The following is a 24859-nucleotide window of genomic DNA, read 5'->3' as shown; positions in this document are numbered from 1 at the left end:
TGACATCAGCTAAATTACAGGCTGAATACCATCAGGCCGCCGCCCATTTGAGTGTGGTTCTGCAGTTCCTTAAAGGCACCTACAGCACCCAGACCAGCGCTAGGATCGGTCAAGTCGAATACCAGACCAACACCAGGCCAACCACCTACACCGTACATGGAACCGATGTATTGCTTACCCTTGAACTGGTAAGTCATAGGGGCACCGATACCACCGGATGGCATCTTGAACTTCCACAATTCGTTACCATTGTCTTTGTCCAGTGCCTTGATGTAACCATCAAGTGTGTTGTAAGCAACCAGACCGCCCTTGGTAGCCAGAGTACCGCCCCAAACAGCGAACTTTTCCCACTTGGTCCACTTGTACTTGCCAGTCACGATATCCATAGCACGTACTTGACCCATTTCCTTCTTGGTTGGGCCGCTAGGTCCAGGGTACATAGCCAGGGTTGCACCTACGAAGAACTGACCAGCACGGTATGGCAGCATGAACGGCTCCCAATCCATACAGATGTGGTTCAGACCTGCGTAAACGATAGGCTCGTCAAGATCCAATGCATCCAGACCCTGGTTGTGGAAACCCATCGCGGAAGGACATACGTTGGTGCTCTTATGGTCCATACGTGTGCTGAATTCAGGATCACGTACTGGAGTACCTGTCTTGAGGTCAACCTTCTTGAACACGTTCACAGCCGGATCAACCTTGGCAGCTTGCACCAGGTTACCGTTGTCACGGTTCAGTGTGTACATAATGCCGTTACGGTCAATGTGAGTCAGCAGAGGAGTTACCTTGCCGTCAACCTTGTGATCGGAAAGGATCATCTGGTTCACACCAGCAAAGTCCCACTCATCGTGAGGAGTCTTTTGGTAACCCCACTTGGCTTCACCTGTTTCCAGATCGCGAGCCCAGATAGTCATGGTCCACTTGTTGTCACCAGGACGCATGGTTTCATTCCATGGAGCTGGGTTACCGGAACCGTAGTAGAACAGGTTCAGCTTAGGATCGTAAGCATACCAACCCCAGTTAGTACCGCCACCGATCTTCCATGCATCACCTTCCCAAGTCTTCAGACCCAGGCCGAATTGACCATAGTGTGGATTGTCGCTGTTGAAGTTCTTGGCCAAGCGTACCTCTTCGTCAGGACCAGTAGCAAAGGCACGCCATTGCAATTCACCAGTTTTCAGGTTGAAGGAGTTAACAGCACCACGAACACCCAGTTCAGCACCGGAACAGCCAACCAGAACAGTGTTCTTAACAACGAATGGAGCCTGAGTCAGAGTTGCACCGACCTTAGGATCACAAACTTCGATTTCCCAAACAATGCTGCCACTCTTGGCATCCAGGGCGACCAGCTTACCATCCAGCTGAGTCTTGATGATTTTTCCATCACCATAAGCCAGACCACGGTTTACGATATCGCAACATGCAACCGCCTTAACGGAAGCGATCTGCTTTGGCTTGTGTTGCCATGCGATAACGCCTGGATCATTCAAGTTCACAGCAAATGTATTGTTAGGGAATGCACTGTGAATGTACATCATGTCGCCAATAACCAATGGCGCACCTTCATGACCGTGCAATACGCCGGTGGAGAAAGACCAAGCTGCCTTCAGGTTCTTGACGTTGCCTTTGTTGATTTGATTCAGTGTGCTATTGTGCTGACCAGTGTAGTTACCAGTCTGCAAAGCCCAGTTGTCTGCGTTCTTTGTCAGATTCTGCAGATCTTGGTTTGCCTGAGCACCTTGCATCGCCGCAAGTACCAGCAGACTGCTTACAGCAGCGCTGATACCGACGTGGGTTACTCTGCCTTTCATATACTTCTCCTCATTCTGGTTTGGTTACAAACTCCCTGCCGATCGGTTGTTACTCGGCAGAAACAATTTTTAACAATTTGTAACAAGTGCAACAGATGAAAGTTTCCCTATTAACAGGGAAACTATTCACACAAAAACCATGAGGGATGAATGCCGAATATTGCGGTAGCAACTGCATTATCAGCCAGCTGCCAGATTGATATTGACCAATTGTCTGTTGATCAATCACTTAGAGTTGGAAGCAACGACAGGGAAAAAGTCCCACTCTTTCTATTAAGTGCTTTATGTCGAAAAAAACACCATAGATCAAGCATCCATGATGTTGCCGAATCATGTCATCAAAAAAATATAACTAGGGTATGCTTGCAAGCAAGGCGCTGTAGCCAGATTTGAAATCCGGGTAGATGAACTGGTAGCCACTGTCCAGCATGCGCTGATTGCTCAAGCGCTTGTTGCCTGAGGCATGAGGTGCTGCAACAGATGTGATATCTATTTTTTGCTCACGTGCCAACCATTGCAATAATTCATACATCGCCAGCGGCTGGTTGTCCGTCACCACATACAATGGTTCCGGCCGCCTCCAGGACATCTGCCGGATCAGGTGCACAATGAAAGCCGCACCATCATCGCGGTGTATGCGATTGGTCCAGCCATTTCGCACAGGCCATTGTGCAGGATTCCGGGCCAGCGTGATCATGCGCGTCCGCCCGGGCCCGTAGATTCCGGAAAACCGCAGGATGCTGGCAGGATATTCACTCAACAGGGCTTCTGCCTCCAACATGCGCTGTCCGCTGAAATGCGTGGCAACTGCGGGATCATCTTCATTCAGCCATGCATCCGTTTCCTGCCCGTAGACCCCGGTGCTGGAGACAAAGAATATATGTTGCACGGATACGGTTGCCAGTGCATGCAGGACATTACGCAGTCCATCGACATAGCTTGAACGGTAACTTTCATCACTATGCTCACTGGCTGCTACACAATAGACCAGGATATCCGGTTGAAATATGGCTAGTTCTCCCAGAGTCTCTGGACGCGTGACATCAGCCAGTATCATCTCTGCATCTGCAGACGTTGTTGGTGAGCTGCGCCGCACCCCCATTACTTCATATTCGGCCTGCACCAGCCGCCGCATCAACTCCAGACCCAGGTCTCCGCAACCTGCAATCAGCACGCGCTTCATTCTGTGCGCATGCCTGTCCATACTCCACCCAGGAATTTCTCTGCATGCAGCAGCGCCACGATGGTCTTGCCATCGGTCAATGTTCCCTCTGCCACCATGGTCATGCATTCGTCGAGACTGGCCTCAAACAATTGCAGCGCTTCATCCTCATCGCGCTGGTGTTTCCCTGCTGATAAACCACGCGCAAGATACATGTGGATGACTTCATTTGAATAGCCGATACATGGGTGCACCAGGCCAAGATAGACCCAATCTGTCGCCGTATACCCTGTTTCTTCCAGTAGCTCGCGCTTGCCGGTTTCCAGATGAGGCTCACCAGCATCTATCTTACCGGCTGGCAGCTCAATAAACACTTGCGATAAAGGGTAGCGGAACTGTCGCTCTAGCAGCAGCTTGCCATTATCCAGGATAGGGATGACAAGAACGGCTCCTGGGTGAATGACATATTCGCGTTGGCTGATAGCTCCGGATGGGACACGCACTTGGTCACGCTTGACCAGCAACATGCCGCCCTCAGCAATGGTTTCTGAAGATAATGTCAGCTCTGCGAGATCCTGATCGTCGCCAGCTTGATGATTCATGAGATTGCCCTTGGTGAAAGGGTGAGTTTATGCGTTACGCCAGAGATACCGGTATACAAAACCCGGAAACGCGAATACGAGGAATAAGCTGAATGTAATGGCATAAAACTCCCAGCCACGTGCTGCGACCTGGCCAACACTCCCCTGCTCCACGGCAACGGCAACTGTGCCGATCACGAAATAAAGCACCACCAACTCCAGCAGGCACCAGCCGATCGCCTTGTGCGCGCCTTTCAGCGGAACAAGGTAGAACAACCGCTCGGAACCCCAGGGTAGATTGGCAGCAAGTAATGCCAACAGCAACAGTATCGTAATTGTCATGACGTCAGTTAACTCTGGCGCAGCATTTCACTGCGCCCTGTGATTATTGAATGCTATGGATAATGGCATAAGCGCAGGCATCCATGAAGCGCTGCGGCAACATGCCCAATATCAATAAACCGATAGCATTAACACTCAAGACCAGCTTCATGTCAACCGGTGCCGTAATCGGGCTGTGATCTTCAGCCTCGTCGAAATACATGTATTTGACTACACGAAGATAATAGAAAGCGCCAATCAGCGCCATGATAACGGCAAATACCACCAGGACGGTAAATCCAGCCTGCAATGCAGCCTGCAATACTGTGAACTTGGCATAGAACCCCAGCGTTGGTGGAATGCCTGCCATGGAGAACATAACCAGTAGCATCAGGAAGGCATACCATGGCTTGCGTTGGTTCAGGCCCTTGAGGTCTTCCAGCCTGTCCGCCTCGAACCCTTGGCGGCTCAACAGCAGGATAATGCCAAAACCAGCCAGGGTCATCAGGACATAGGACAGGATATAAAAAGTAGCAGAGGCATAACCATTGAGGCTGGCACTCAAGAAACCAAGCAACAGGAAACCGATATGCGAGATCGTGGAATAGGCCAACATACGCTTGATATTGGTCTGGGCAATCGCCGCAATATTCCCGATGACCATGGACAACACCGCCATGATCACCAGCATGCCCTGCCAATCAGCCGTCAATACGAACATGGCCTGGATCAACAACCTGACCACCATTGCAAATGCCGCGATCTTGGTTGCGGAGCCAATGAACAGCGTTACGACGGTTGGAGAACCATGGTAGACATCCGGCACCCACATCTGGAATGGTGCTGCGCCCAGCTTGAATGCCAGGCCAGCCACAATGAAGACCAATCCCAGTATCAATACCCCATGATCCGGGGCACCATTCAGCAATGCCTCTGCTACACCCGTGATATTGAGGTTACCTGTGACACCGTAAAGCATGGACATGCCATACAGCAACATGCCGGATGCCAGGGCTCCCAGCACAAAATACTTCATGGCAGCTTCGGTGGAGCTGGGGTTGTCCCGGTCCAGGGCAACCAGGGCATACAGGCACAGTGACAATAATTCCAGCCCCATGTACAAGGTAAGGAAGTGCTGGCCTGACACCATGATCATCATGCCCAGCGTGGAAAACAGCACCAGCGCATAGAACTCACCGCGGAACATGCCTCGCAAACTGATATAGGCGCGCGAATAAATCAATGTCACCGAGGTTGCCAGGTAAATGGCCAGCTTCAACCCATCCGCCAGCGGATCATCGACAAACATCCCATTGAACGCATCAGTGACCGTCGTACTATGGGTCAATATCGTAATCGCAGCAGCTCCCAGCAGGGTTAGTTGCGTTAATACATAAATCAGGAAACGGTTGGATGGCTTGAGGAACAAGTCCAGCAACAGGATGAACATTGCCATGACGAGCACTACAATTTCTGGCAGCGCTGTCATGAGGTCAAGGGATAATACATTCATGGGTGTCATCTCATCACGATTACAGCGGTGGCAACTTGCTCAGTGCCAAATGGTCCAACAGCTGGTTGACTGTCGCATGCGTCATTTCAGTAATTGGCTGCGGGTAGATACCAAACCCCAGCACCAGAATTGCCAGCAACCCCAGGATGAAGAATTCGCGGCGGTTAATATCCTTGAGAGCCGCCACCTGTGGATTGGCTACTTCACCGTAATAGACCCGCTTGATCATCCACAGAGTATAGGCAGCGCCGGTAATCAGGGTTGTGGCCGCCAGGAAGGCATACCAAAAATTCACCTGAATGGAGCCCAGAATCACCATGAACTCACCGACAAAACCTGATGTGCCCGGCAAGCCAGAGTTAGCCATGGCGAACAGCACCACAAAAGCCGTGAAGATCGGCATGCTATTGGCCACGCCACCATAATCCGCGATCTGGCGGCTATGCATGCGATCATAGAGGACACCTACACAAAGAAACATCGCAGAGGAAATGAAGCCATGGGAAATCATCTGCACCATGGCGCCTTCCATACCCAGCGGATTGAACAGGAAGAAACCCAGGGTCACAAATCCCATATGTGAAATGGATGAATAGGCGATCAGCTTCTTCATATCCTTTTGCACCAGCGCCACCAGCGCGATATAAACCACGGCAATCAGCGACAGCGTGATCATGAATCCGGAAAGGTAATGCGCAGCATCAGGTGTGATCGGCATGGCAAAACGCAGGAAACTATAGCCTCCCAGCTTGAGCGCAATGGCTGCCAGCACTACCGAACCACCTGTCGGCGCCTCGACGTGGGCATCAGGCAGCCAGGTATGCACCGGCCACATCGGAATCTTGACGGCAAACGCCAGGAAGAATGCGATGAATATCCAGATCTGCACATTGAGCGCCAATGGCATGCGGTAATACTCAGCGATCTCAAATGTGCCACTTTGATGATACAGATAGATAAACGCTACCAGCATCAGCAACGAGCCAAGCAAGGTGTACAGGAAGAACTTGATGGTGGCATAAACCCGGTTCGGGCCGCCCCAGACACCAATCACCAGGAACATCGGGATCAGCATGGCTTCCCAGAAAATATAGTAGAGAATTGCATCCAGCGCAGCAAACACCCCAATCATGATGCCAGACATGATCAGGAACGAGGCCATATACTGGGCAACACGCTTTTGTATCACTTCCCAGCCGGCAATCACCACAATGACCGTGGTAAAGCTGGTCAGCAGGATCAAGGGGACGGCAATACCGTCCACTCCCAGGTGGTAATCAATATTGAATGCGGGAATCCATGTCAGGCGCTCCACAAACTGAAAACCGCCATACTGCATATCAAACCCAAGATATAGTGGCACCGTCACGGCAAAACCGGCGATACTGCCAAGCAATGCCAGCCAGCGGGCGCTACTGGCATTTTTGTCGCTGCCGGTACACAACACCAGGATGCCTGCAACAATCGGCACCCAGATGGACAGGCTCAGGATGGGTAAGTCATTCATAGTCTTTTTTATATTTTCATGAATACAGTAAGCAACAGGAAAGCGCCAATGATCATGGCGAACGCATAATGATAAACAAGGCCTGTCTGCAAGCGCCGAGCCAATCCTGCAACCAGTCCAACCAGGCGCGCAGAACCGTTGACCAACAAGCCGTCTATCAGTTTGACATCACCTATCTGCCAAAGCTTGCTACCGAGCAGGCGCGATCCGCCGGCAAGAAATTTCTCGTTGAAACTGTCAAAACCATATTTGTTGTCGAGAATACGATAAATCAGGCCGCACCTTGCCTGGATAGCAGCCGGAATATCCGGGCGCTTCATATAGAAGAACCATGCCAGCACCACGCCAGATGCAGCAAGGATGAACGGCAATGAAGTCAGGCCATGGACGGCCATCGCCCATGCGCCATGGAAATGGTGCGCCAGTTCATGCATTGCGCCATGTTGCGCATAATCAATATGGATCACGCCCTTGAAATAATCCCCGAATACCATGGGGTCAATGACCACATAACCAATCATGACAGAAGGAATTGCCAGCAATACCAGCGGCACCGTCACCACCCATGGAGATTCATGCGGTTTGTCATGCGGTCCCAGTCCATGATGATGTTCATCATGGGCATCATCATGGTGATGGTCGTGCTCAGCTGCCTGCATCCATTTCTCCTTGCCGTGGAACACTAGGAAATACATGCGGAAAGAATAGAACGCGGTGACAAACACACCAGCAAGCACGGCGAAATAGGCAAAGCCGCTGCCGGGGATATGGGAAAAACTGACCGCCTCGATAATGGAATCCTTGGAATAGAAGCCACTGAACAACGGCGTGCCGATCAGGGCCAGTGAACCGATGAGGGAAGTAATCCAGGTCACTGGCATGTATTTACGCAGACCGCCCATGTTGCGCATATCCTGATCATGGTGCATGCCCATGATCACCGAACCGGCCCCGAGGAACAGCAAGGCCTTGAAGAAAGCGTGCGTCATCAGGTGGAAAATCGCCACCGAATAGGCGGAAACACCCAGCGCCACTGTCATGTAACCAAGTTGTGACAGGGTGGAATATGCCACCACGCGCTTGATGTCGTGCTGGATGATGCCGAGAAAACCCATGAACAATGCAGTAATCGCACCTATCACCAGTACAAACGACAATGCCGTGGTCGATAACTCATACAATGGCGACATCCGCGCCACCATGAAAATCCCTGCTGTCACCATGGTCGCGGCATGAATCAATGCCGAGATAGGTGTCGGGCCTTCCATGGAATCCGGCAGCCACACATGCAGCGGCACCTGGGCCGACTTACCCATGGCGCCAATGAACAGCAGGATGCAGATGACCGTCATCAATGACCAGGAGTGGCCTGGAATCAGCTCAACCTGCGTATTTGCGAACTGTGGGGCAGCCGAGAAGGCAGTGGCATAATCCAGGCTACCCAGGTAATAAAGCACCATGCCAATACCGAGCAGGAAACCAAAATCCCCCACACGATTCACCAGAAATGCCTTGAGGTTGGCATAAACAGCTGTCGGGCGCTTGAACCAGAAGCCGATCAACAAATAGGACACTAATCCCACAGCTTCCCAGCCAAAGAAAAGCTGCATGAAGTTATTACTCATCACCAGCATCAACATGGAGAAAGTAAACAGCGAGATATAACTGAAAAAGCGGCTGTAACCGGGATCTTCCGCCATATAGCCGATGGTATAGATATGCACCATCAGCGACACAAAGGTCACGACCACCATCATCGTGGCAGTCAATCGGTCAACCAGAAAACCGACTTCGAAACTATTGCCTCCACTCGTCAGCCAGGTGTATACCGCGCCATTGAATACATTCCCCTGCAACGCATCCATGAACACGCAAACGGAAAGGGCAAATGCAGCGGCCACGCCAAGAATCGTCAGCCAATGGGCAGAAGCCCTGGATAGTTTGCGCCCGAACAAGCCAACAACTGCCGCAGCAAACAACGGCAGCAATGGAATCCAGATATAAAGACTTTGTACTGTCATGCCATCACCCCAGACGAGCTATCAACATCATGGCCAAAAACTTCGCACATACTCATCAATCAGCCCTTCAGCCTGTCCAGATCATCAACATTGATGGTCCTCAAATTACGGAACAACAGCACCAGAATTGCCAGCCCGATCGCCGATTCCGCCGCAGCGACAGTCAGGATGAAAAACACGAAAATCTGCCCGGCAAGATCGTTGAGGTAATGGGAAAACGCAATGAAGTTCATGTTCACCGCCAACAGCATCAACTCAATCGCCATCAGCAATACAATCACATTCTTGCGATTGAGAAAAATACCAATCACGCTGATGGCAAACAACACCGCCCCCAGTATCAGGTAATGAGAAAGTCCTACGCTCATTGATTCATCCCCATTATTTTTTTTCTGCCTCAGGCTCGGTCACTGCAATGATTTCTTTTTCTGCAGGCATGCTCACAATACGCACGCGGTCTGCACGCTTGACCTTAACCTGCTCGGCAGGATCTATGAATTTGGAGTCCTTGCGCTCGCGCAAGGTCAGGGCAATGGCTGCCACAATCGCCACCAGCAGGACCACGGATGCCAGCTCAAAAGGCAGCAGGTAATCGGTATACAGTTGACTGCCGATTTCTGCCGTATTGCTATAACCTGCAGGTTTCGGCACTGGCGCATTGATCATGTCGGCACTGAAATGCTTGCTACTCAACACCATGACCATTTCAATAGCCATCAGAATACCGACCGGCAATGCCACCGGTAGCGCGTTCCAGAATCCTTCCCGTAACCTGTCGAGATTAATATCCAGCATCATGATCACAAACAGGAACAACACCATGACAGCACCGACATACACCAGCACCAGTGCAATTGCCAGAAACTCGGCTTCCAGCAATAGCCAGATTCCTGCCGCAGTAAAAAAAGCCAATACCAGGAATAAGGCAGCATGCACCGGATTGCGTGAAGTGATCACGCGCAAACCGGCAAACAGCAAAATGGCAGCCAAGGCGTAGAAAACATAATCCTGAAAGATCATGATGGCCTCCCGATACCCATGGCTGCATCACGATACCTGATTGCAGTTTCGGCGCCGATTACCGTGCTGGTTCTTTTAGCGATATTTAGCATCTACAGCCCTATCTGCAGCAATTTGCTCTTCGTACTTGTCACCGACAGCCAGCAACATGGGTTTGGTGTACAACAAATCACCCCGCTTCTCACCGTGATAATCAAAGATTCTGGTTTCAACAATGGAATCAACCGGGCAGGATTCTTCGCAAAACCCGCAGAAAATACATTTGGTCAGGTCGATGTCATACCGTGTTGTACGACGTGTATTGTCCTCACGCTGCTCTGACTCAATGGTAATCGCCATGGCAGGACAGACTGCCTCGCATAATTTGCAGGCAATGCAGCGCTCTTCGCCATTCGGGTAGCGGCGCAAGGCATGCAGTCCGCGGAAACGCGGACTGATAGGAGTCCGCTCTTCAGGGAATTGCACGGTGATCTTGCGCGCGAAAAAATAGCGTCCGGTCAAGGCCATGCCCTTGACCAGCTCAAGCAGCATGAAACTCGAAAATAATTCTTTTATCTTGCTGATCATCTTGATTCTCAGTGAAACAAATAAGCCCAGGGCGTCTGCATCATCGCGCCCACAAATAATATCCAGACCAGGGTCACGGGAATGAACACTTTCCAGCCCAGGCGCATGATCTGGTCATAACGGTAGCGCGGAAAAGTAGCGCGGAACCACAGGAAGAAAAACAATAGAGCAGCTACTTTCAACAACAGCCACAAAATACTATCTGGCAGGAAAGGCACGGGCGACAACCAGCCGCCAAGGAACATCAGCACGGCCAGCATGGCAACCAGAATCATGTTGGCATATTCCGCAAGGAAGAATACGGCAAATGCCATGCCGGAATACTCCACATGGAAACCGGCCACAATTTCTGACTCACCTTCAGCCACGTCAAACGGTGCACGGTTAGTTTCTGCCACCGCGCTAATGAAATAAACAACAAACAAGGGAAACAGCGGCAGCCAGTACCATTGCCAGAAACCGCCGCTTTGCGCCAGAACGATCTTGCCCAGGTTGAGGCTGTTGGCAGACATCAGCACACCGACCAACGCAAAGCCCATGGCAATTTCGTAGGAAACAATCTGTGCCGCAGAGCGCAAGGCTCCCAGGAAAGCATACTTGGAGTTGGAAGCCCAACCGGCAATGATGACACCGTACACCCCGACCGAAGTCATCGCCAGGATATAAAGCAAGCCTGCGTCAATATCTGCAAGCACCAATGTCAGGTCAAACGGCACAACAGCCCAGGCCGCAAAAGCAGGTGCGATTGCCAAGACCGGACCAAGCAAGAATAGGGCACGGTTTGCAGCGCTAGGGATGATAATTTCCTTCATCAGCAACTTGATACCATCCGCCACTGGTTGCAGCCATCCATAGCCCACACGATTTGGCCCCAGACGTACCTGCATGAACCCAATCACCTTGCGCTCCGCCAGGGTAAGGTAGGCTACTGCCAACATCAGCGGCACTACGATAGCCATGATCTTGATCAGAGTCCAAATCACAGGCCAGACCGGCCCCAGCAAGGTTTGCACTTCTGCGATCATGCAATCACCTCACCTGCTGGTTGCTCAGCGGGAATCCGCTCCACAGTGATTTCTCCCAGCAGCTCGCCCAGGCTCGCCGTGGCAGACAAGGCGCCGGGAATACGCACACATCCATGAGGGACTCGGCTATCTGCATGTGCTGCCAGCACCGCACTGCCACTGCCCTGCCTGACAAGAATACGCTCACCCTCCTGAATACCCAATTTCTGCATCTGCTCAGGGTGCAATGCTGCCAATACTGCTTTCACAACCTGCCTGGTTTTCTGCAACGGGGTCGAACGGCGCACGATGGCGTCCGTCTGGAACTGAGGAATTTCACCTACGCGCTGTAGATCGCTGTCCAGCTTGACCTTGATCTCGACATCAATCAGCTCTCGCAGGTTGTTGTTCAAGGTACGCCAGACCACAGTGGAAGGCTTTTCGCCGCCGAAGATATCGTTCTTGACCTGTTCTGTGCTATCAAAGTCAAAATCACTGACACCAGTCAGGTTACCCAGAACACGCAATACTTTCCAGCCAGGCCGCGCTTCACCCAGAGCCTTGGTCACGGCAGTGAAGCTCTGTACCCGCCCCTCCATACTCATGAACGTACCTGAAGTTTCAGTGAATGGCGTGATAGGCAACATAATGTCCGCATCCCGCTCCAGTGATTCTGATTTGTATGCTGTCAGCGCCACTACACATTCCGCCTGCTGCAATGCGTTGCTCGCCAGGCGCGGATTATGGCAATCAAACTCGGGTTCGACATTGACCAGCATATACGCCTTGCGCGGCGACTCCAGCATGGTGCGTGCATTCAGGCCACCAGCCTTGGGCATGGCACCGACCAGGTTGGCACCAACACTGTTTGCGCCAGCGCTCAATACGCCAAATGTGGCACCACACAGTGACGCAATCGCTTCAGCCAGGCTGAATATTTCGGTATAGCGCGGGTGGTGCTGGGAAATATTGCCCAGGAATACGGCAGAACGCGGGCTGATCAAGTCCATGGTTTCGCCATGACCTGTCAGACTGAGTGCAATTGCCTTGCTGTTATCCCAGACCCTGACTTTTTCCAGCAAATCATTCAGGGATTTAGGCAGGCACAGGGAAAGCCGCTCCATGCCGGAAACAGCCTTGAGTATCTGCGATAGCACATTGACCATATCATTTGGTGAGCAAATCGCCTTGTGCTTGATCGGGATCAGTGGATCATCATCCAGCGGATTGACGACGGAAAGCTCGGCACCATTCGCCACTGCCCGGCGGATACGTTGCGCCAGCAAGGGATGTTCGTTACGCAGATTGCCGCCGATCACCAGGATACGGTCCATTTCCTGCAAGTCTGGGATATTGCACCCCATCCAGATCACGCCCAAACGTTTGCCGTCATGACGAAAATCGGTATGCCGTAAACGGTAGTCCACATTATCCGAACCGAGTCCATGGGCAAGCCGGGTAGCAAGATAAGCCTCTTCCATGGTGCTATTGGGAGAAACCAGTACACCCAACACATCTCCACCCTCACTGTTCACGATATCCTTGATCTGACCCGCAGCAAGCTCCAGTGCGGTTTTCCAGTCGGTTTCATGCCAGACACCATTGTGCTTGACCATGGGAACCTTGAGTCGGTCAGGGCTATTCAGACCTTCATAGGAAAAACGGTCACGATCGGAAAGCCAACATTCATTGATGGTTTCCTTTTCGCGCGGTAGTACGCGCAATACCTTGCCATCCTTGATATGCACCTCAATATGCGACCCCAGGCCGTCATGCGGTGCAATGGATGGACGACGGGTCAATTCCCATGAACGTGCCGTATAGCGGAACGGCTTGCTGGTCAGGGCACCCACAGGGCAAAGATCAATGATGTTGCCGGAAAGCTCTGAATCGACACTTTTATCGACATAGGCCGTGATCTCGGCATGCTCGCCACGGTTGATCAGCCCCAGCTCCATCATGCCACCCACTTCCTTGAGAAAGCGTACGCAACGTGTGCACTGGATGCAACGCGTCATGTCGGTGGATACCAATGGGCCTATATTCTTGTTGAGGACGACGCGCTTTTCCTCGGTGTAGCGCGATGCTGGAGCACCATAGGCCACCGCAATATCCTGCAGATCACACTCTCCTCCCTGATCACAGATCGGGCAATCCAGCGGGTGATTGATCAGCAGGAACTCCATCACACTCTGCTGCGCTTCCACAGCAGCCTTGGAGCGTGTGAATATTTTCATGCCATCCGCCACCGGAGTAGCACAGGCAGGCAGCGGCTTATTGAATTTTTCTACCTGTACCAGACACATCCGGCAATTGGCAGCAACAGACAATTTCTTGTGGTAACAGAAACGGGGAATCGCAATGCCCAGTTGGTCAGCGGCATCAATAATGGTGGATCCGTTTTCCACCTCAACCTGCTTGCCATCTATCTCGACATTAAGCATATGCAACCTCTTGCTGTGCCTGGCTTTGTGCTGCCAGACCATCTTCCACCATGCTGCGGCCATGACGGATGTAATATTCGAACTCGGGACGGAAATGCTTGATAAAACTCAGCACCGGTGTCGCGGCTGCATCTCCCAATGCGCAGATAGTGCGCCCGGAAATATTGCTGCTGACATCAGTCAGCAGATCCAGGTCTTCCAATCGTCCCTGCCCATCGACAATGCGCTTGATGACGCGGTACAACCACCCCGTTCCTTCACGGCATGGCGTACATTGCCCGCAAGATTCCTCAAAGAAGAAATAAGACAATCGCTTCAGGGTTTTCACCATGCAAGTAGTTTCGTCCATGACTATCATGGAGCCGGCGCCCAGGCTGGAACCTGCCTTGGAAAGACCATCGTAATCCATGGTCGCTCCTATGATGGCTGCAGCTGGTAAAACGGCAGTTGACGGCCCTCCGGGGATGACGGCTTTCAACTGTCGCCCCTTCCATACACCTCCAGCCAGCGCCAGCAATTCCGCAAAGGGGATGCCCATGTTCACTTCATAGTTCCCGGGCTTGTCTACGTGACCCGAGATCGAGAAGATTTTGCTTCCCCCTGAATTAGCGACGCCAAGCTCCTGAAATGCCTGACCACCGTGCTCCATGATCCATGGTATCGACGTGTATGACTCCGTATTATTCACATTAGTCGGCTTGCCAAACACACCGTAGCTGGCAGGAAAAGGCGGTTTGAACCTCGGCTGCCCTTTCTTGCCCTCTATCGACTCGATCAATGCGGTTTCTTCGCCACAGATATAGGCACCGTAACCATGTACCGCATAGAGATCGAAACTGAAACCGGTGCCGAACAGGTTTTCACCAAGAAACCCAGCCGCGCGTGCTTCCTCAAGCGCTGCCTCGAATATCTCGTAATCCTGCCAGATTTCACCGTGTATATAGTTGTAACCTACTCTCGCACCCAGGGTATAAGCGGCAATTGCCATCCCCTCAATCAATTGGTGCGGGTTGTAGCGAATGATATCCCTGTCCTTGAAGGTGCCCGGCTCCCCTTCATCGGTATTGCACACCAGATACTTGGTGCCATCGAAGTACCGCGGCATAAAGCTCCATTTGAGCCCGGTCGGGAAGCCTGCCCCTCCACGCCCGCGCAATCCGGACAGCTTGACCTGACTGATGATTTCAGTGGCCTTGACCTTTTCTGTCACTAACTTCTGCAGCTGGGCATAACCACCAAGCTTGAGATAAGTCGCCAATGATGCCGGGTTATCCTGCCCTACGGTACGCAGGCACACCAGGGTTTGCGTTGCACTCATTTATCCAGGCCTTCCAGTATCTGATCCACCTTTTCCGGGGTGAGATATTCATGCATCTGGGTATTATTAATATGGAACAACGGCGCTCCGCCACAACACCCCATGCACTCGCCCTCTTTGAGGGTGAACTGTCCATCCGCTGTAGTCTCATTGAAACCGATGCCCAGTTTCTTTTCCAGATGCGTCACAATTTCTGCCGAATCCCGCAACATGCAGGAAATATTGGTACATACGGTAATTTTGTATTTACCAACAGGCTCCAGCTCGTACATATTGTAGAAAGTCGCCACTTCCAGCGCAGCAATCGCTGGAATACCAAGATAATCAGCAACTTCGGCAATAGTTTCCTTGGAAAGCCAGCCTTTCTCCGTCTGGGCAATGCGTAGCGCAGACATCACCGCGGCCTGGCGATGCTCGGGAGGATACTTGGTCAGCTCCCGGTCAATCTTGGCCTGGGATTCAGTAGATAAACTCATCGGTCAATTTCTCCGAATACAATATCTTGTGTACCGATAATGGCTACCAGATCAGCAATCATGTGACCTCGCGTCATTTCATCCAGAGCAGCCAAATGTGCAAATCCCGGAGCGCGAATCTTGAGACGGTATGGCTTATTCGCTCCATCTGATACCAGATAAATACCAAACTCGCCCTTGGGATGTTCAACAGCAGCGTAGGCTTCTCCTGCCGGGATATGGAATCCTTCGGTAAACAATTTGAAATGGTGGATCAAGGCCTCCATATCCTGCTTCATTCCCTCCCGCTGGGGAGGGGCGACCTTGGTGTTGTCACTGATGACAGGTCCTGGATTCTTACGCAACCAATCAATACATTGCTTAACGATACGGTTGGATTGGCGAAACTCCTCCATACGCACCAGGTAGCGGTCATAACAATCGCCATTGACGCCGACTGGAATATCAAAATCCAGCTTGTCATACACCTCATAAGGCTGTTTCTTGCGCAAATCCCACGCAAAGCCGGATCCACGCAGCATCGGCCCGGTCAATCCCAGCGCCAACGCGCGCTCCGGAGATACCACACCAATCCCGACAGTACGCTGTTTCCAGATCCGGTTATCGGTAAGCAGCGTTTCATATTCGTCGATATAGGCAGGAAAACGGTTGGTGAAGTCCTCAATGAAATCCAATAGCGACCCCTGCCGGTTTTCATTCAGCAGCCGCACATCTTCTTGACTGCGCACAGCAGATTTTTCATACAGCGGCATCCGGTCCGGCAGATCACGATAAACCCCGCCTGGACGGTAATAGGCTGCGTGCATGCGCGCGCCAGAAACCGCTTCGTAGCAATCAAACAGATCCTCGCGCTCGCGGAAGGCATAGAGGAATACCGTCATCGCCCCGACATCCAGCGCATGTGCGCCCAACCATAGCAAGTGATTGAGAATACGGGTAATCTCGTCGAACATCACGCGGATATATTGCGCCCGCAGCGGCACTTCCAGTCCGAGCAATTTCTCGATCGCCATGACGTAAGCATGCTCGTTCGCCATCATGGACACGTAATCCAGCCGGTCCATGTAGGGCACCGACTGTAAGTAAGTACGATTCTCGGCAAGCTTTTCTGTCCCGCGATGCAACAGGCCGATATGCGGGTCTGCGCGCTGGATCACTTCACCATCCAGCTCCAGCACCAGGCGCAATACCCCGTGAGCTGCCGGATGCTGCGGTCCAAAGTTCATGGTGTAATTTCTGATTTCAGCCACGACTTAGCTCCTCGGCCTCAGCCACCCGAGCCATGGTCGCCATCACTATTTCAGTGCAGGCTAACTTGCGCATGCAAGTTAAGTACGAAGTACGGCCGGAGCTAAAATTCATGGTGTAGTTCCTGATTTCAGCCATGATGAAACCCTTCTTCACGTATCACCCGGGGTACGTTATTCCGTGGGTCAATCGTGACCGGCTGATACACCACACGTTGTTGCTCGGGGTCGTAGCGCATTTCCACGTTGCCTATCATCGGGAAATCCTTGCGGAATGGATGGCCGACGAAACCATAATCCGTCAGCAAGCGGCGCAGGTCGGGATGCCCTTCATACATGATGCCGAACAAGTCAAAGGACTCACGCTCGAACCAATTGGCCACCGGCCACAAATCCACCACGGTCGGGAGCACGGGAAAATCATCATCAGCGGCAAAAACCCGCAGCCTCAGGCGCTGATTCAGGCTTACCGAAAGCAAATGGTAGACTGTCGCGTAGCGGGAACCAGACCATGTGCCCTCACCATGATCCACATAATCCATCCCACACAAATCAATCAGCTGTTCGAATTTCAACAGCTTATGATCCCTCAGCAAATTGCAGACCTCCAACAGGCAGGCAGGCTTGCACTCAATGCTCAACTCACCCACAGCTTCATCCATTCTGACAATACTGTCACCAAGGACTTCCTGCAAATGCTGCTTTAATTGTTCCAGGCGTGTCATCACTCAACCTTCAACGTGCAATCGTATTAGTGCGCTTGATCTTGTTCTGCAACTGAATAATTCCGTACAGCAACGCCTCTGCAGTAGGAGGGCAACCGGGCACATAGACATCCACAGGCACAATACGGTCACATCCACGCACAACAGCATAGGAGTAATGGTAATACCCGCCACCATTGGCACAAGAACCCATTGAAATCACCCAGCGCGGCTCAGCCATCTGGTCGTATACCTTGCGCAAGGCTGGCGCCATTTTATTGACCAGAGTACCAGCCACGATCATGACATCGGATTGCCGGGGACTGGGGCGGAACACAATGCCAAAGCGATCCAGGTCATACCGTGCCGCACCAGCATGCATCATTTCCACCGCACAACATGCCAGGCCAAACGTCATGGGCCAGAGGGAGCCGGTACGAGTGTAATTGATCACCGTATCCAGCGTTGTTGTCACAAAACCTTTTTCGAGTACGCCTTCAATACTCATGCCACATTACCTTTCATTCCCATTCCAGCGCCCCCTTCATCCACTCATAGACGAAACCCACCACCAATATCCCAAGAAACACCATCATCGCCAGAAAGCCGAACAGGCCTATCTCTTGCAACACAATAGCCCAGGGGAAAAGGAAAGCAATTTCCAAGTCAAACAGGATGAATAGGATGGCAACAAGGTAGTAACGCACATCAAACTTCATGCGCGCATCCTCGAACGCTTCAAAACCACACTCATAGGGAGAGTTCTTCTCAGCATCCGGCCGATTGGGGGAAACCAGCTTGCCAAGGACAATAGGAGCAATGCCTACACCAAGCCCTACAACAATGAACAGCAATATCGGAAAGTAATTCTCCAGCACGTTCCAATCCTATACAAATCAGCAACACCAGCCAGATTCACAAGCTCACGGCCAGCCTCGCCCAGCAACTGCCAGGCCTTCAGGTTATCTGCTACATCATACCCATATTTTGTTAATGAATTGTAACACACAAATTACAACTCAACATCGTCAAATCCAGCCATGGCAGCGGATTTCAAGCTTACCTACTGTTTATTATTGAATTGATTCCAAAATAACCTTAAAAATATAAGCTTAAAATGCAAATTCATTAACTTTTTGTTACAGAAATAACCTTTCAAGATACAGGTCTTTCATCGCTAAAAGACAGACATATCCACGGGTGCGAAGTTTCAATTACCACGCAAAAGCCCGCTTCGCCCGACCTCACAGCCTATTGCCACTTTCAGCCAGCCAGGCATCATCGCACTACCTGACAGAATCTAAAGGAACCCGATGAATCAAGAGAGATGCATCTTCAATATATCACTCAGCCAATCCATGAAAATGCGTACCCGCCTGGATAAATTCCGCCGCTGTGGGTACAGCAGAGACACTGGAATGGGAGGCGCACGAAACTCCCCGAGAATCTCCACCAGCTTTCCCTCATCAAGCAAATAGTGAACCCCCATCAAAGGCGCCTGCATGATGCCCATACCTGCAAGACATGCTGCACGATAAGCATCTGTATTATTGACAACAATGCGATGCTTCATAGGCACCCTGTGACAATGACGTCCATCCCAATATTCAAACGCATCAAACCTGGCAGCCATGCTGACGTGATAATGAATCAACCAGTGCCCGGAAAGCTGATCCAACGCCTCAGGCTTACCATAGCGCTGAATATAGCCAGGGCTAACAAAATTTGCCTGCCCCATTGCCCCAAGATGCCGCACAACCAAACCTGAATCTGCAAGCTGGCCGGTTCGCACGACACAGTCATATCCCTCCGCTACAAGATCGACACGCCTGTCTGTGCTGCTCAGCTCTATTTGCATATTAGGGTAACGCTGCAAAAAATCCGGCAACTGTGGAATGACGACATTCCGTGCCAAGGGATAAGACATATCTACACGCACAATGCCAGAGACACTCGCATCATCTCCCTGAAACAATGTCCACAACTCATCCACCTCGCCCAGCAAATGCTTGCCACGCTCATAGAATACCTGCCCATCAGGTGTCAACTGCACCTTACGCGTGGTTCTATGCAACAACTGGGTCCCAAGCTGACTCTCCAGTTGCTGTACCGCATTGGAAATACTGGCCTTCGGCAAACCCAACTGGTCCGCCGCTCGGGTAAAACTTGCCAGTTCAGCAACACGCACAAATCGTTTGATCGCCTCAATTGTTTCCATACCAACCCCATCTGTTCATTTTTAATGAACAGTTTAATCACACAAACCCTGTTTATCATTCAAAACCATACAAATAGTATGCAAACAATCATTCACAACCCAGGAGTATGGAAAATGTCACAAAAAATCGGATTGGTAACTGGCGGCAGCCGCGGACTTGGCAAGAATACTGCCCTGGCAATGGCAGCCAAAGGCATAGACGTGATACTGACCTATCATAGCCAGCACACCTCTGCACAAGCCGTAGTTGCAGAAATCACCGCAATGGGTCGCAAAGCTGCCGCCCTGCAGCTGGATGTCACAGACTCCTCAGGATTTAAGGAGTTTTCCCAGCAGATCGCGACACTGCTGCAAACAAACTGGCAAACAGAAAGTCTTGATTACGTAGTCAATAATGCCGGCACTGGTATTTATGCCCCGTTCGCAGAAACCACAGAGGAGCAGTTTGACCAGATGGTCAATACCCACTTGAAATCCGTATTTTTCCTGACACAGAAATTATTGCCCCTGATCCGCAATGGCGGACGTATTGTCAATCTATCAAGTGGGCTTGCCAGATTTGCCATGCCCGGCTACAGCGCTTATGCCGCCATGAAGGGCGGTATTGAAGTACTGACCCGTTACATGGCAAAAGAGCTGGGTGCAAGACAGATTGCCGTCAATACTGTAGCTCCCGGAGCAATCGAAACAGATTTCGGCCAGGGAGTCGTGCGCGACAATCAGGATATCAACGCCCATATCGCATCACAAACCGCCATGGGACGTGTCGGACTCCCTGATGATATCGGCCCGATGATTGCCTCCCTGCTATCTGAGGACAACCGCTGGGTCAACGCCCAGCGCATTGAAGTTTCCGGTGGCATGTTGATTTGAATGTAGAAAAACAAAAAACCCGCCAAACTCTAGGTTACATGCGGGTTTTGATTGTTTTTAAGACTATTTGATACTGCTTGATTTTAATACTTGGTGCCGACGGTGAGACTCGAACTCACACGGCTTTCGCCACTACCCCCTCAAGATAGCGTGTCTACCAATTCCACCACGACGGCATTGGGTGTCAACCCTGAAACTTACTGAGGTACATCCTTGGCTGATGCAGGTTCATCAGCTTTGGGTGTATTAGAAACCGGAGCGGATTTTACTACAGATTTCTGGACTACGCTGCCTTGTTCTGAACGATGACTGGTCAGGTAGGCGAGACTCATGCTGGTCACGAAAAAGATCGCAACGCAAACGGCAGTTGCACGACTCATGAAATTTGATGAGCCGCTCACGCCGAACAGGCTGCCGGATGCACCGCTGCCAAACGCAGCCCCCATATCGGCGCCCTTGCCATGTTGCAACAGGACGAGGCCGACAACCCCGAGTGCAGCAATAACATGTATGACTGTTACAATGGTTTCCATTTTTCTCTTCACATCCGCTGCTTGCTAAGCTTTACAAGCAGCACGACAAATTCTTTCAAAATCATCGGCATCCAACGCACACCTGCCGATCAACCCGCCATCCACATCAGGCATAGACAGCAATTGTGACGCATTTCTCGGATTTACGCTACCCCCGTATAAAATTCTTACGCTTTCTGCAGCGCCCGGATGCAATGCGGCAATACGCTCCCGGATGAAGGAATGCGCAGCGCGTACTTGTTCTGGTGTAGCAGTTTTATTAGTGCCAATCGCCCATACTGGCTCATACGCAATCACCGTCTGGTCCAGCAGCGCGCCACCTGATACTGACAGAATGGCATCCAGCTGATTGGCAATCGCATATTCCATGACCCCGGATTCACGCTCCTGCAAGGTTTCGCCCACGCAAAAGATTGGGGTGATGCCATGCTGCTTGGCGATGGCAAACTTACTGGCAACGTCTGCATCGCTTTCGCAATATGCGCCATTACGCTCAGAGTGCCCGACAATCACATAGGTCGAGCCAAATTCCTTGAGCATGGCAGCACTCACCTCACCGGTATAGGCACCGCCTTCATGAGTCGCCACATTCTGCGCTCCCCAGGCTATGTCACTAGCAGCAAGGATTGCCTGGGCCTGGAATAAATAGGGATAAGGCAGGCAAACCGCAATATCCACTTGCTTGACCTCATCTAAATGCCGCACGAGCGCTTCCAGCAACAACCTGTTCTGGTCAAGGCTGCCATTCATTTTCCAGTTGCCGACAACCAGTTTACGACGCATATATCACCCGCAAAAATTTTCTGGATATTAACATACGCTCAAGCCATATCCCCGGCTCAAACTGGCGCTTGCCAATGCTGCAGGCAAAGTTGAACTGACTGGTTGCCACGATATTCATTCACCTGTAACTGATACACTACCTGCACTGTGTCCGGTAGAAATGCTTCCTGGCGGAAAAATATGGCATCAAACACCTGCCCCTCTTTCTGCAAACTAAGCTTCAGATGCCGCTCACCGACAATGCGCTGCTGCACGATCCGGAATTCATCCCAGAACAAAGGCGGGGGAAACCCTGCACCCCACACCTGTCGCTCCAGCGCGTGCGCCGTTTCCAGGGTTGCCTCCTCAATGGCGAGTGAACCATCCACCTCGATGACGGCATCCAGCTGCTCTGGCGCCAGCAGGCTGGACACAACGCTTTCGAATACCTCACTGAACTTTTCAAAGTCCTGCTCACGAATGCTCAATCCAGCAGCCATGGCATGCCCACCAAACTTCAGCAGCAGCCCCGGCTCTCGCTTGGACAGCACATCCAGCGCATCGCGCAAATGCAAGCCCGGCACAGAGCGCCCTGAACCCTTGATCTCGCCATCGACAGACGGGGCAAATGCGATAACAGGTCGATGGAAGCGCTCCTTGATCCTGGAAGCGAGAATACCAATCACGCCCTGGTGCCAGTCAGCCTGATACAGACTCAGGCTATAACGTCCCGCCGCATCGACTTTATCGAGAATATCCAGCGCGCCATCTTGCATGTCGGCCTCAATATTGCGGCGTTCCTGGTTCAACTCATGCAGTTGTTGCGCCATCGCTCCAGCAGGCACATCATCCTGCTCCAGCAAGCAGGCAATCCCCAATGTCATATCGTCCAGCCTGCCAGCAGCATTCAACCTCGGGCCGATACTAAACCCGAGATCCTGCGGACCGGCCTTAGTGATATCCCGCCCTGCCACTGCAAATAATGCCCGGATTCCCGGGCTGCATTTACCCGCACGGATACGCCGCAGCCCTTGTTCAACAAGAATACGATTGTTATCGTCAAGACGCACCAAGTCCGCCACCGTTCCCAGGGCCACCAGATCCAGGAGCTCAGTCAGGTTCGGTTCCACTTGCGATGCAAATGCGCCACGCCTGCGCAATTCGGCGCGCAATGCAAGCAGCACATAAAACATGACGCCGACTCCCGCCAGGCTCTTGCTGGGGAAATCACATCCATGCTGGTTGGGATTGACGATACAGGCCGCCTGCGGTGTCACATCTCCCGGCAAGTGGTGATCTGTCACAAGAACCTGGATGCCAAGCTCGCGGGCAGCATTCACGCCATCCACACTGGCAATACCGTTGTCCACGGTCAGGATAATGTCAGGTTGCTGCCTGGCTGCCAGCATCACTATTTCAGGCGTCAGGCCATACCCATACTCAAATCGGTTGGGCACCAGGAACTCCACACGCCCTCCCATGCTGCGCAGCCCCTTGACGGCAACCGCCGTTGCCGTTGCTCCATCAGCATCGTAATCACCTACCACCATGATATTTTTGCCTGTGGCAATGGCATCTGCCAGCAGCGAGGCCATGTGGGTATTGTTTGTCAATCGCTCTGGCGGGATCAATCGCGCAAGACTCACATCCAACTGCGATACCTCACGAACTCCGCGCGCCGCCAGCAAGCGGGCGAGCGCCGGACGTATGCCTGCCTCAGCCAGCGCCGCACTTGCAGCTTGGTCAACACTTCTTTGTACAATCTGAACCATCAAATATACGCTTCTATTGTTTTTGGCCTGCGCCAGAATTTCCAAGTATCGTTCGTCGTCATGGATACCGTCAGCATACGGCCTTCCCAAGCGAAATAAATGATCACCTCACTCACTTGCCGTAACTTCAATGCCTGCCACAATTCTGCTGCCCATTCGCACCCCAGCTCACCATAGGCAGCCTGCACCAGGCAGGTCTCATGCTTGTTGCCCAGAATATGTTGCAAAGGTTGCACGGGCATCGCCGCCATTCCGGATAACGTAGCCGCGCCCTGCACACAGACATCACCACTATAAACACTATCAACCGAGATTCTACCAGCCGTTGGCACTTCTCCTCCGCCATGCAGCCAGATACTGTTCACAGGCAACTTGTTCTGCGCTTCCCGCACCTGATTTACCGGATGGTGGAATAACAACATCTGTATTTCATTGAGCAATTGCCGCCATCGCTGGGCATCAGCTCCTTGCGGCAGATAATGCGTAATATCCCTTCCGGCTGCCCTGGCTAGCGATGTCGTGACCAGGTCAGGTACGGTTTTCAGGCACACATGCCAGTGCCCCTGCGCTCCCGACAGGAATACCAGACCATCTTCGGCGAAATGTTGATTCAGGCTTGCGCGCAAGCTTTCATCTTCCGTTGGCGTCAACCATAAGGGCGCTGGCTGGCCAAGTGAAAAAGTATCGCGCTGCAATGCCAGATTCACCGGACTGGCCAGCAACCAATATCCTGAATCAACCGCAGCTCCCAGGCCGATACGTGCCAAAGCAGCCAATGGCAAATCCTGCTGCCTCGCAATCCCGAACAACTGGCAAAGATTTTCCTCCCACCCCTCATCCATCCATTGCACACGACCGCGCGCCATTATGCGCAACAAGGCCTCATTGTCATTCAGGGCATGCAGGCCGTCTGGAAGATCAGAATAGTAAATTTGCAGTTTCACACAGATGTCACTTTGTCATGGAGCATGTTGAGCGCTAAGATAGAAGGACATTCTCAGC

The 24859-nt window shown here is 51.9% G+C and carries 24 protein-coding genes and 1 tRNA gene; 1 reads left to right on the top strand and 24 read right to left on the bottom strand.

What is annotated here, in order from left to right; genetic code table 11:
* Window positions 1–14: 14 nt before the first annotated feature.
* From CHB59_RS09825 to CHB59_RS09735, 19 genes are all read right to left on the bottom strand, one after another.
* On the bottom strand, window positions 15–1814 hold the full coding sequence (locus CHB59_RS09825; protein ID WP_089376072.1) for a methanol/ethanol family PQQ-dependent dehydrogenase: 1800 nt from the start codon (window positions 1812–1814) through the stop codon (window positions 15–17).
* A 352-nt stretch (window positions 1815–2166) separates the two neighbouring features.
* Window positions 2167–2997 (bottom strand): SDR family oxidoreductase, encoded by an 831-nt coding sequence (locus tag CHB59_RS09820; protein ID WP_089376071.1) that lies wholly within the window; start codon window positions 2995–2997, stop codon window positions 2167–2169.
* Window positions 2994–3578 (bottom strand): NUDIX domain-containing protein, encoded by a 585-nt coding sequence (locus tag CHB59_RS09815; RefSeq protein WP_089376070.1) that lies wholly within the window; start codon window positions 3576–3578, stop codon window positions 2994–2996. Before CHB59_RS09815 ends, CHB59_RS09820 begins: the two co-directional genes overlap by 4 nt.
* Before the next feature lie 27 nt (window positions 3579–3605).
* On the bottom strand, window positions 3606–3899 hold the full coding sequence (locus CHB59_RS09810; protein WP_089376069.1) for a DUF2818 family protein: 294 nt from the start codon (window positions 3897–3899) through the stop codon (window positions 3606–3608).
* Window positions 3900–3942: 43 nt separating this feature from the next.
* A complete protein-coding gene (gene nuoN, locus CHB59_RS09805; protein ID WP_089376068.1) occupies window positions 3943–5391 on the bottom strand; it encodes an NADH-quinone oxidoreductase subunit NuoN in 1449 nt (482 codons plus the stop codon).
* A 19-nt stretch (window positions 5392–5410) separates the two neighbouring features.
* Entirely contained in the window at window positions 5411–6898 is a 1488-nt protein-coding gene (locus CHB59_RS09800) for an NADH-quinone oxidoreductase subunit M (protein ID WP_089376067.1), read from the bottom strand.
* An 8-nt stretch (window positions 6899–6906) separates the two neighbouring features.
* Entirely contained in the window at window positions 6907–8919 is a 2013-nt protein-coding gene (gene nuoL, locus CHB59_RS09795; RefSeq protein WP_089376066.1) for an NADH-quinone oxidoreductase subunit L, read from the bottom strand.
* A gap of 59 nt (window positions 8920–8978) precedes the next feature.
* On the bottom strand, window positions 8979–9287 hold the full coding sequence (nuoK, locus tag CHB59_RS09790; protein WP_089376065.1) for an NADH-quinone oxidoreductase subunit NuoK: 309 nt from the start codon (window positions 9285–9287) through the stop codon (window positions 8979–8981).
* A 13-nt stretch (window positions 9288–9300) separates the two neighbouring features.
* Window positions 9301–9939 (bottom strand): NADH-quinone oxidoreductase subunit J, encoded by a 639-nt coding sequence (locus tag CHB59_RS09785; protein WP_089376064.1) that lies wholly within the window; start codon window positions 9937–9939, stop codon window positions 9301–9303.
* A 75-nt stretch (window positions 9940–10014) separates the two neighbouring features.
* Window positions 10015–10506 (bottom strand): NADH-quinone oxidoreductase subunit NuoI, encoded by a 492-nt coding sequence (nuoI, locus tag CHB59_RS09780; RefSeq protein ID WP_089376063.1) that lies wholly within the window; start codon window positions 10504–10506, stop codon window positions 10015–10017.
* An 8-nt stretch (window positions 10507–10514) separates the two neighbouring features.
* Window positions 10515–11531, bottom strand: coding sequence for an NADH-quinone oxidoreductase subunit NuoH (gene nuoH / locus CHB59_RS09775; RefSeq protein ID WP_089376062.1), 1017 nt, complete (start codon window positions 11529–11531; stop codon window positions 10515–10517).
* Window positions 11528–13954, bottom strand: coding sequence for an NADH-quinone oxidoreductase subunit NuoG (gene nuoG, locus CHB59_RS09770; protein ID WP_089376061.1), 2427 nt, complete (start codon window positions 13952–13954; stop codon window positions 11528–11530). Before nuoG ends, nuoH begins: the two co-directional genes overlap by 4 nt.
* Window positions 13947–15272, bottom strand: coding sequence for an NADH-quinone oxidoreductase subunit NuoF (nuoF, locus tag CHB59_RS09765; protein WP_089376060.1), 1326 nt, complete (start codon window positions 15270–15272; stop codon window positions 13947–13949). Before nuoF ends, nuoG begins: the two co-directional genes overlap by 8 nt.
* Window positions 15269–15748 (bottom strand): NADH-quinone oxidoreductase subunit NuoE, encoded by a 480-nt coding sequence (gene nuoE, locus CHB59_RS09760; RefSeq protein ID WP_089376059.1) that lies wholly within the window; start codon window positions 15746–15748, stop codon window positions 15269–15271. Before nuoE ends, nuoF begins: the two co-directional genes overlap by 4 nt.
* On the bottom strand, window positions 15745–16998 hold the full coding sequence (locus CHB59_RS09755) for an NADH-quinone oxidoreductase subunit D (RefSeq protein ID WP_089376058.1): 1254 nt from the start codon (window positions 16996–16998) through the stop codon (window positions 15745–15747). The genes nuoE and CHB59_RS09755 overlap by 4 nt, the downstream gene beginning before the upstream one ends.
* A 128-nt stretch (window positions 16999–17126) precedes the next feature.
* Entirely contained in the window at window positions 17127–17720 is a 594-nt protein-coding gene (locus tag CHB59_RS09750) for an NADH-quinone oxidoreductase subunit C (protein ID WP_179212132.1), read from the bottom strand.
* Window positions 17721–17730: 10 nt separating this feature from the next.
* Window positions 17731–18207 carry a NuoB/complex I 20 kDa subunit family protein gene (locus CHB59_RS09745; protein WP_011480281.1) on the bottom strand — a complete coding sequence of 159 codons (477 nt, stop codon included), beginning with the start codon at window positions 18205–18207 and terminating at the stop codon, window positions 17731–17733.
* Between the two features lie 13 nt (window positions 18208–18220).
* A complete protein-coding gene (locus tag CHB59_RS09740) occupies window positions 18221–18577 on the bottom strand; it encodes an NADH-quinone oxidoreductase subunit A (RefSeq protein WP_089376056.1) in 357 nt (118 codons plus the stop codon).
* Window positions 18578–19017: 440 nt separating this feature from the next.
* Window positions 19018–19917 carry a LysR family transcriptional regulator gene (locus CHB59_RS09735; RefSeq protein ID WP_089376055.1) on the bottom strand — a complete coding sequence of 300 codons (900 nt, stop codon included), beginning with the start codon at window positions 19915–19917 and terminating at the stop codon, window positions 19018–19020.
* A 114-nt stretch (window positions 19918–20031) separates the two neighbouring features.
* On the opposite strand from CHB59_RS09735, the gene CHB59_RS09730 reads away from it, so the two are divergent.
* Window positions 20032–20790: an SDR family NAD(P)-dependent oxidoreductase gene (locus CHB59_RS09730; RefSeq protein WP_089376054.1), complete on the top strand. Its 759-nt coding sequence runs from the start codon at window positions 20032–20034 to the stop codon at window positions 20788–20790.
* A 91-nt stretch (window positions 20791–20881) separates the two neighbouring features.
* On the opposite strand, the gene CHB59_RS09725 is transcribed toward CHB59_RS09730, so the two are convergent.
* The 5 genes from CHB59_RS09725 to CHB59_RS09705 form a co-directional block, all read right to left on the bottom strand.
* Window positions 20882–20966, bottom strand: a tRNA-Leu gene (locus tag CHB59_RS09725).
* Window positions 20967–20987: 21 nt separating this feature from the next.
* Entirely contained in the window at window positions 20988–21323 is a 336-nt protein-coding gene (secG, locus tag CHB59_RS09720) for a preprotein translocase subunit SecG (RefSeq protein WP_089376053.1), read from the bottom strand.
* Between the two features lie 24 nt (window positions 21324–21347).
* Window positions 21348–22106: a triose-phosphate isomerase gene (tpiA, locus tag CHB59_RS09715; protein ID WP_089376052.1), complete on the bottom strand. Its 759-nt coding sequence runs from the start codon at window positions 22104–22106 to the stop codon at window positions 21348–21350.
* 56 nt (window positions 22107–22162) lie between these two features.
* Window positions 22163–23857 (bottom strand): single-stranded-DNA-specific exonuclease RecJ, encoded by a 1695-nt coding sequence (gene recJ / locus CHB59_RS09710; protein ID WP_089376051.1) that lies wholly within the window; start codon window positions 23855–23857, stop codon window positions 22163–22165.
* Entirely contained in the window at window positions 23857–24801 is a 945-nt protein-coding gene (locus CHB59_RS09705) for a hypothetical protein (RefSeq protein ID WP_089376050.1), read from the bottom strand. The genes recJ and CHB59_RS09705 overlap by 1 nt, the downstream gene beginning before the upstream one ends.
* Window positions 24802–24859: the final 58 nt, after the last annotated feature.

Origin of the sequence: Methylobacillus rhizosphaerae, assembly GCF_900187985.1 — a bacterium.
Classification (GTDB): domain Bacteria; phylum Pseudomonadota; class Gammaproteobacteria; order Burkholderiales; family Methylophilaceae; genus Methylobacillus; species Methylobacillus rhizosphaerae.
The sequence above is the reverse complement of the archived record's forward strand: the minus strand, read 5'-3'. Positions and strand labels throughout refer to the sequence as shown.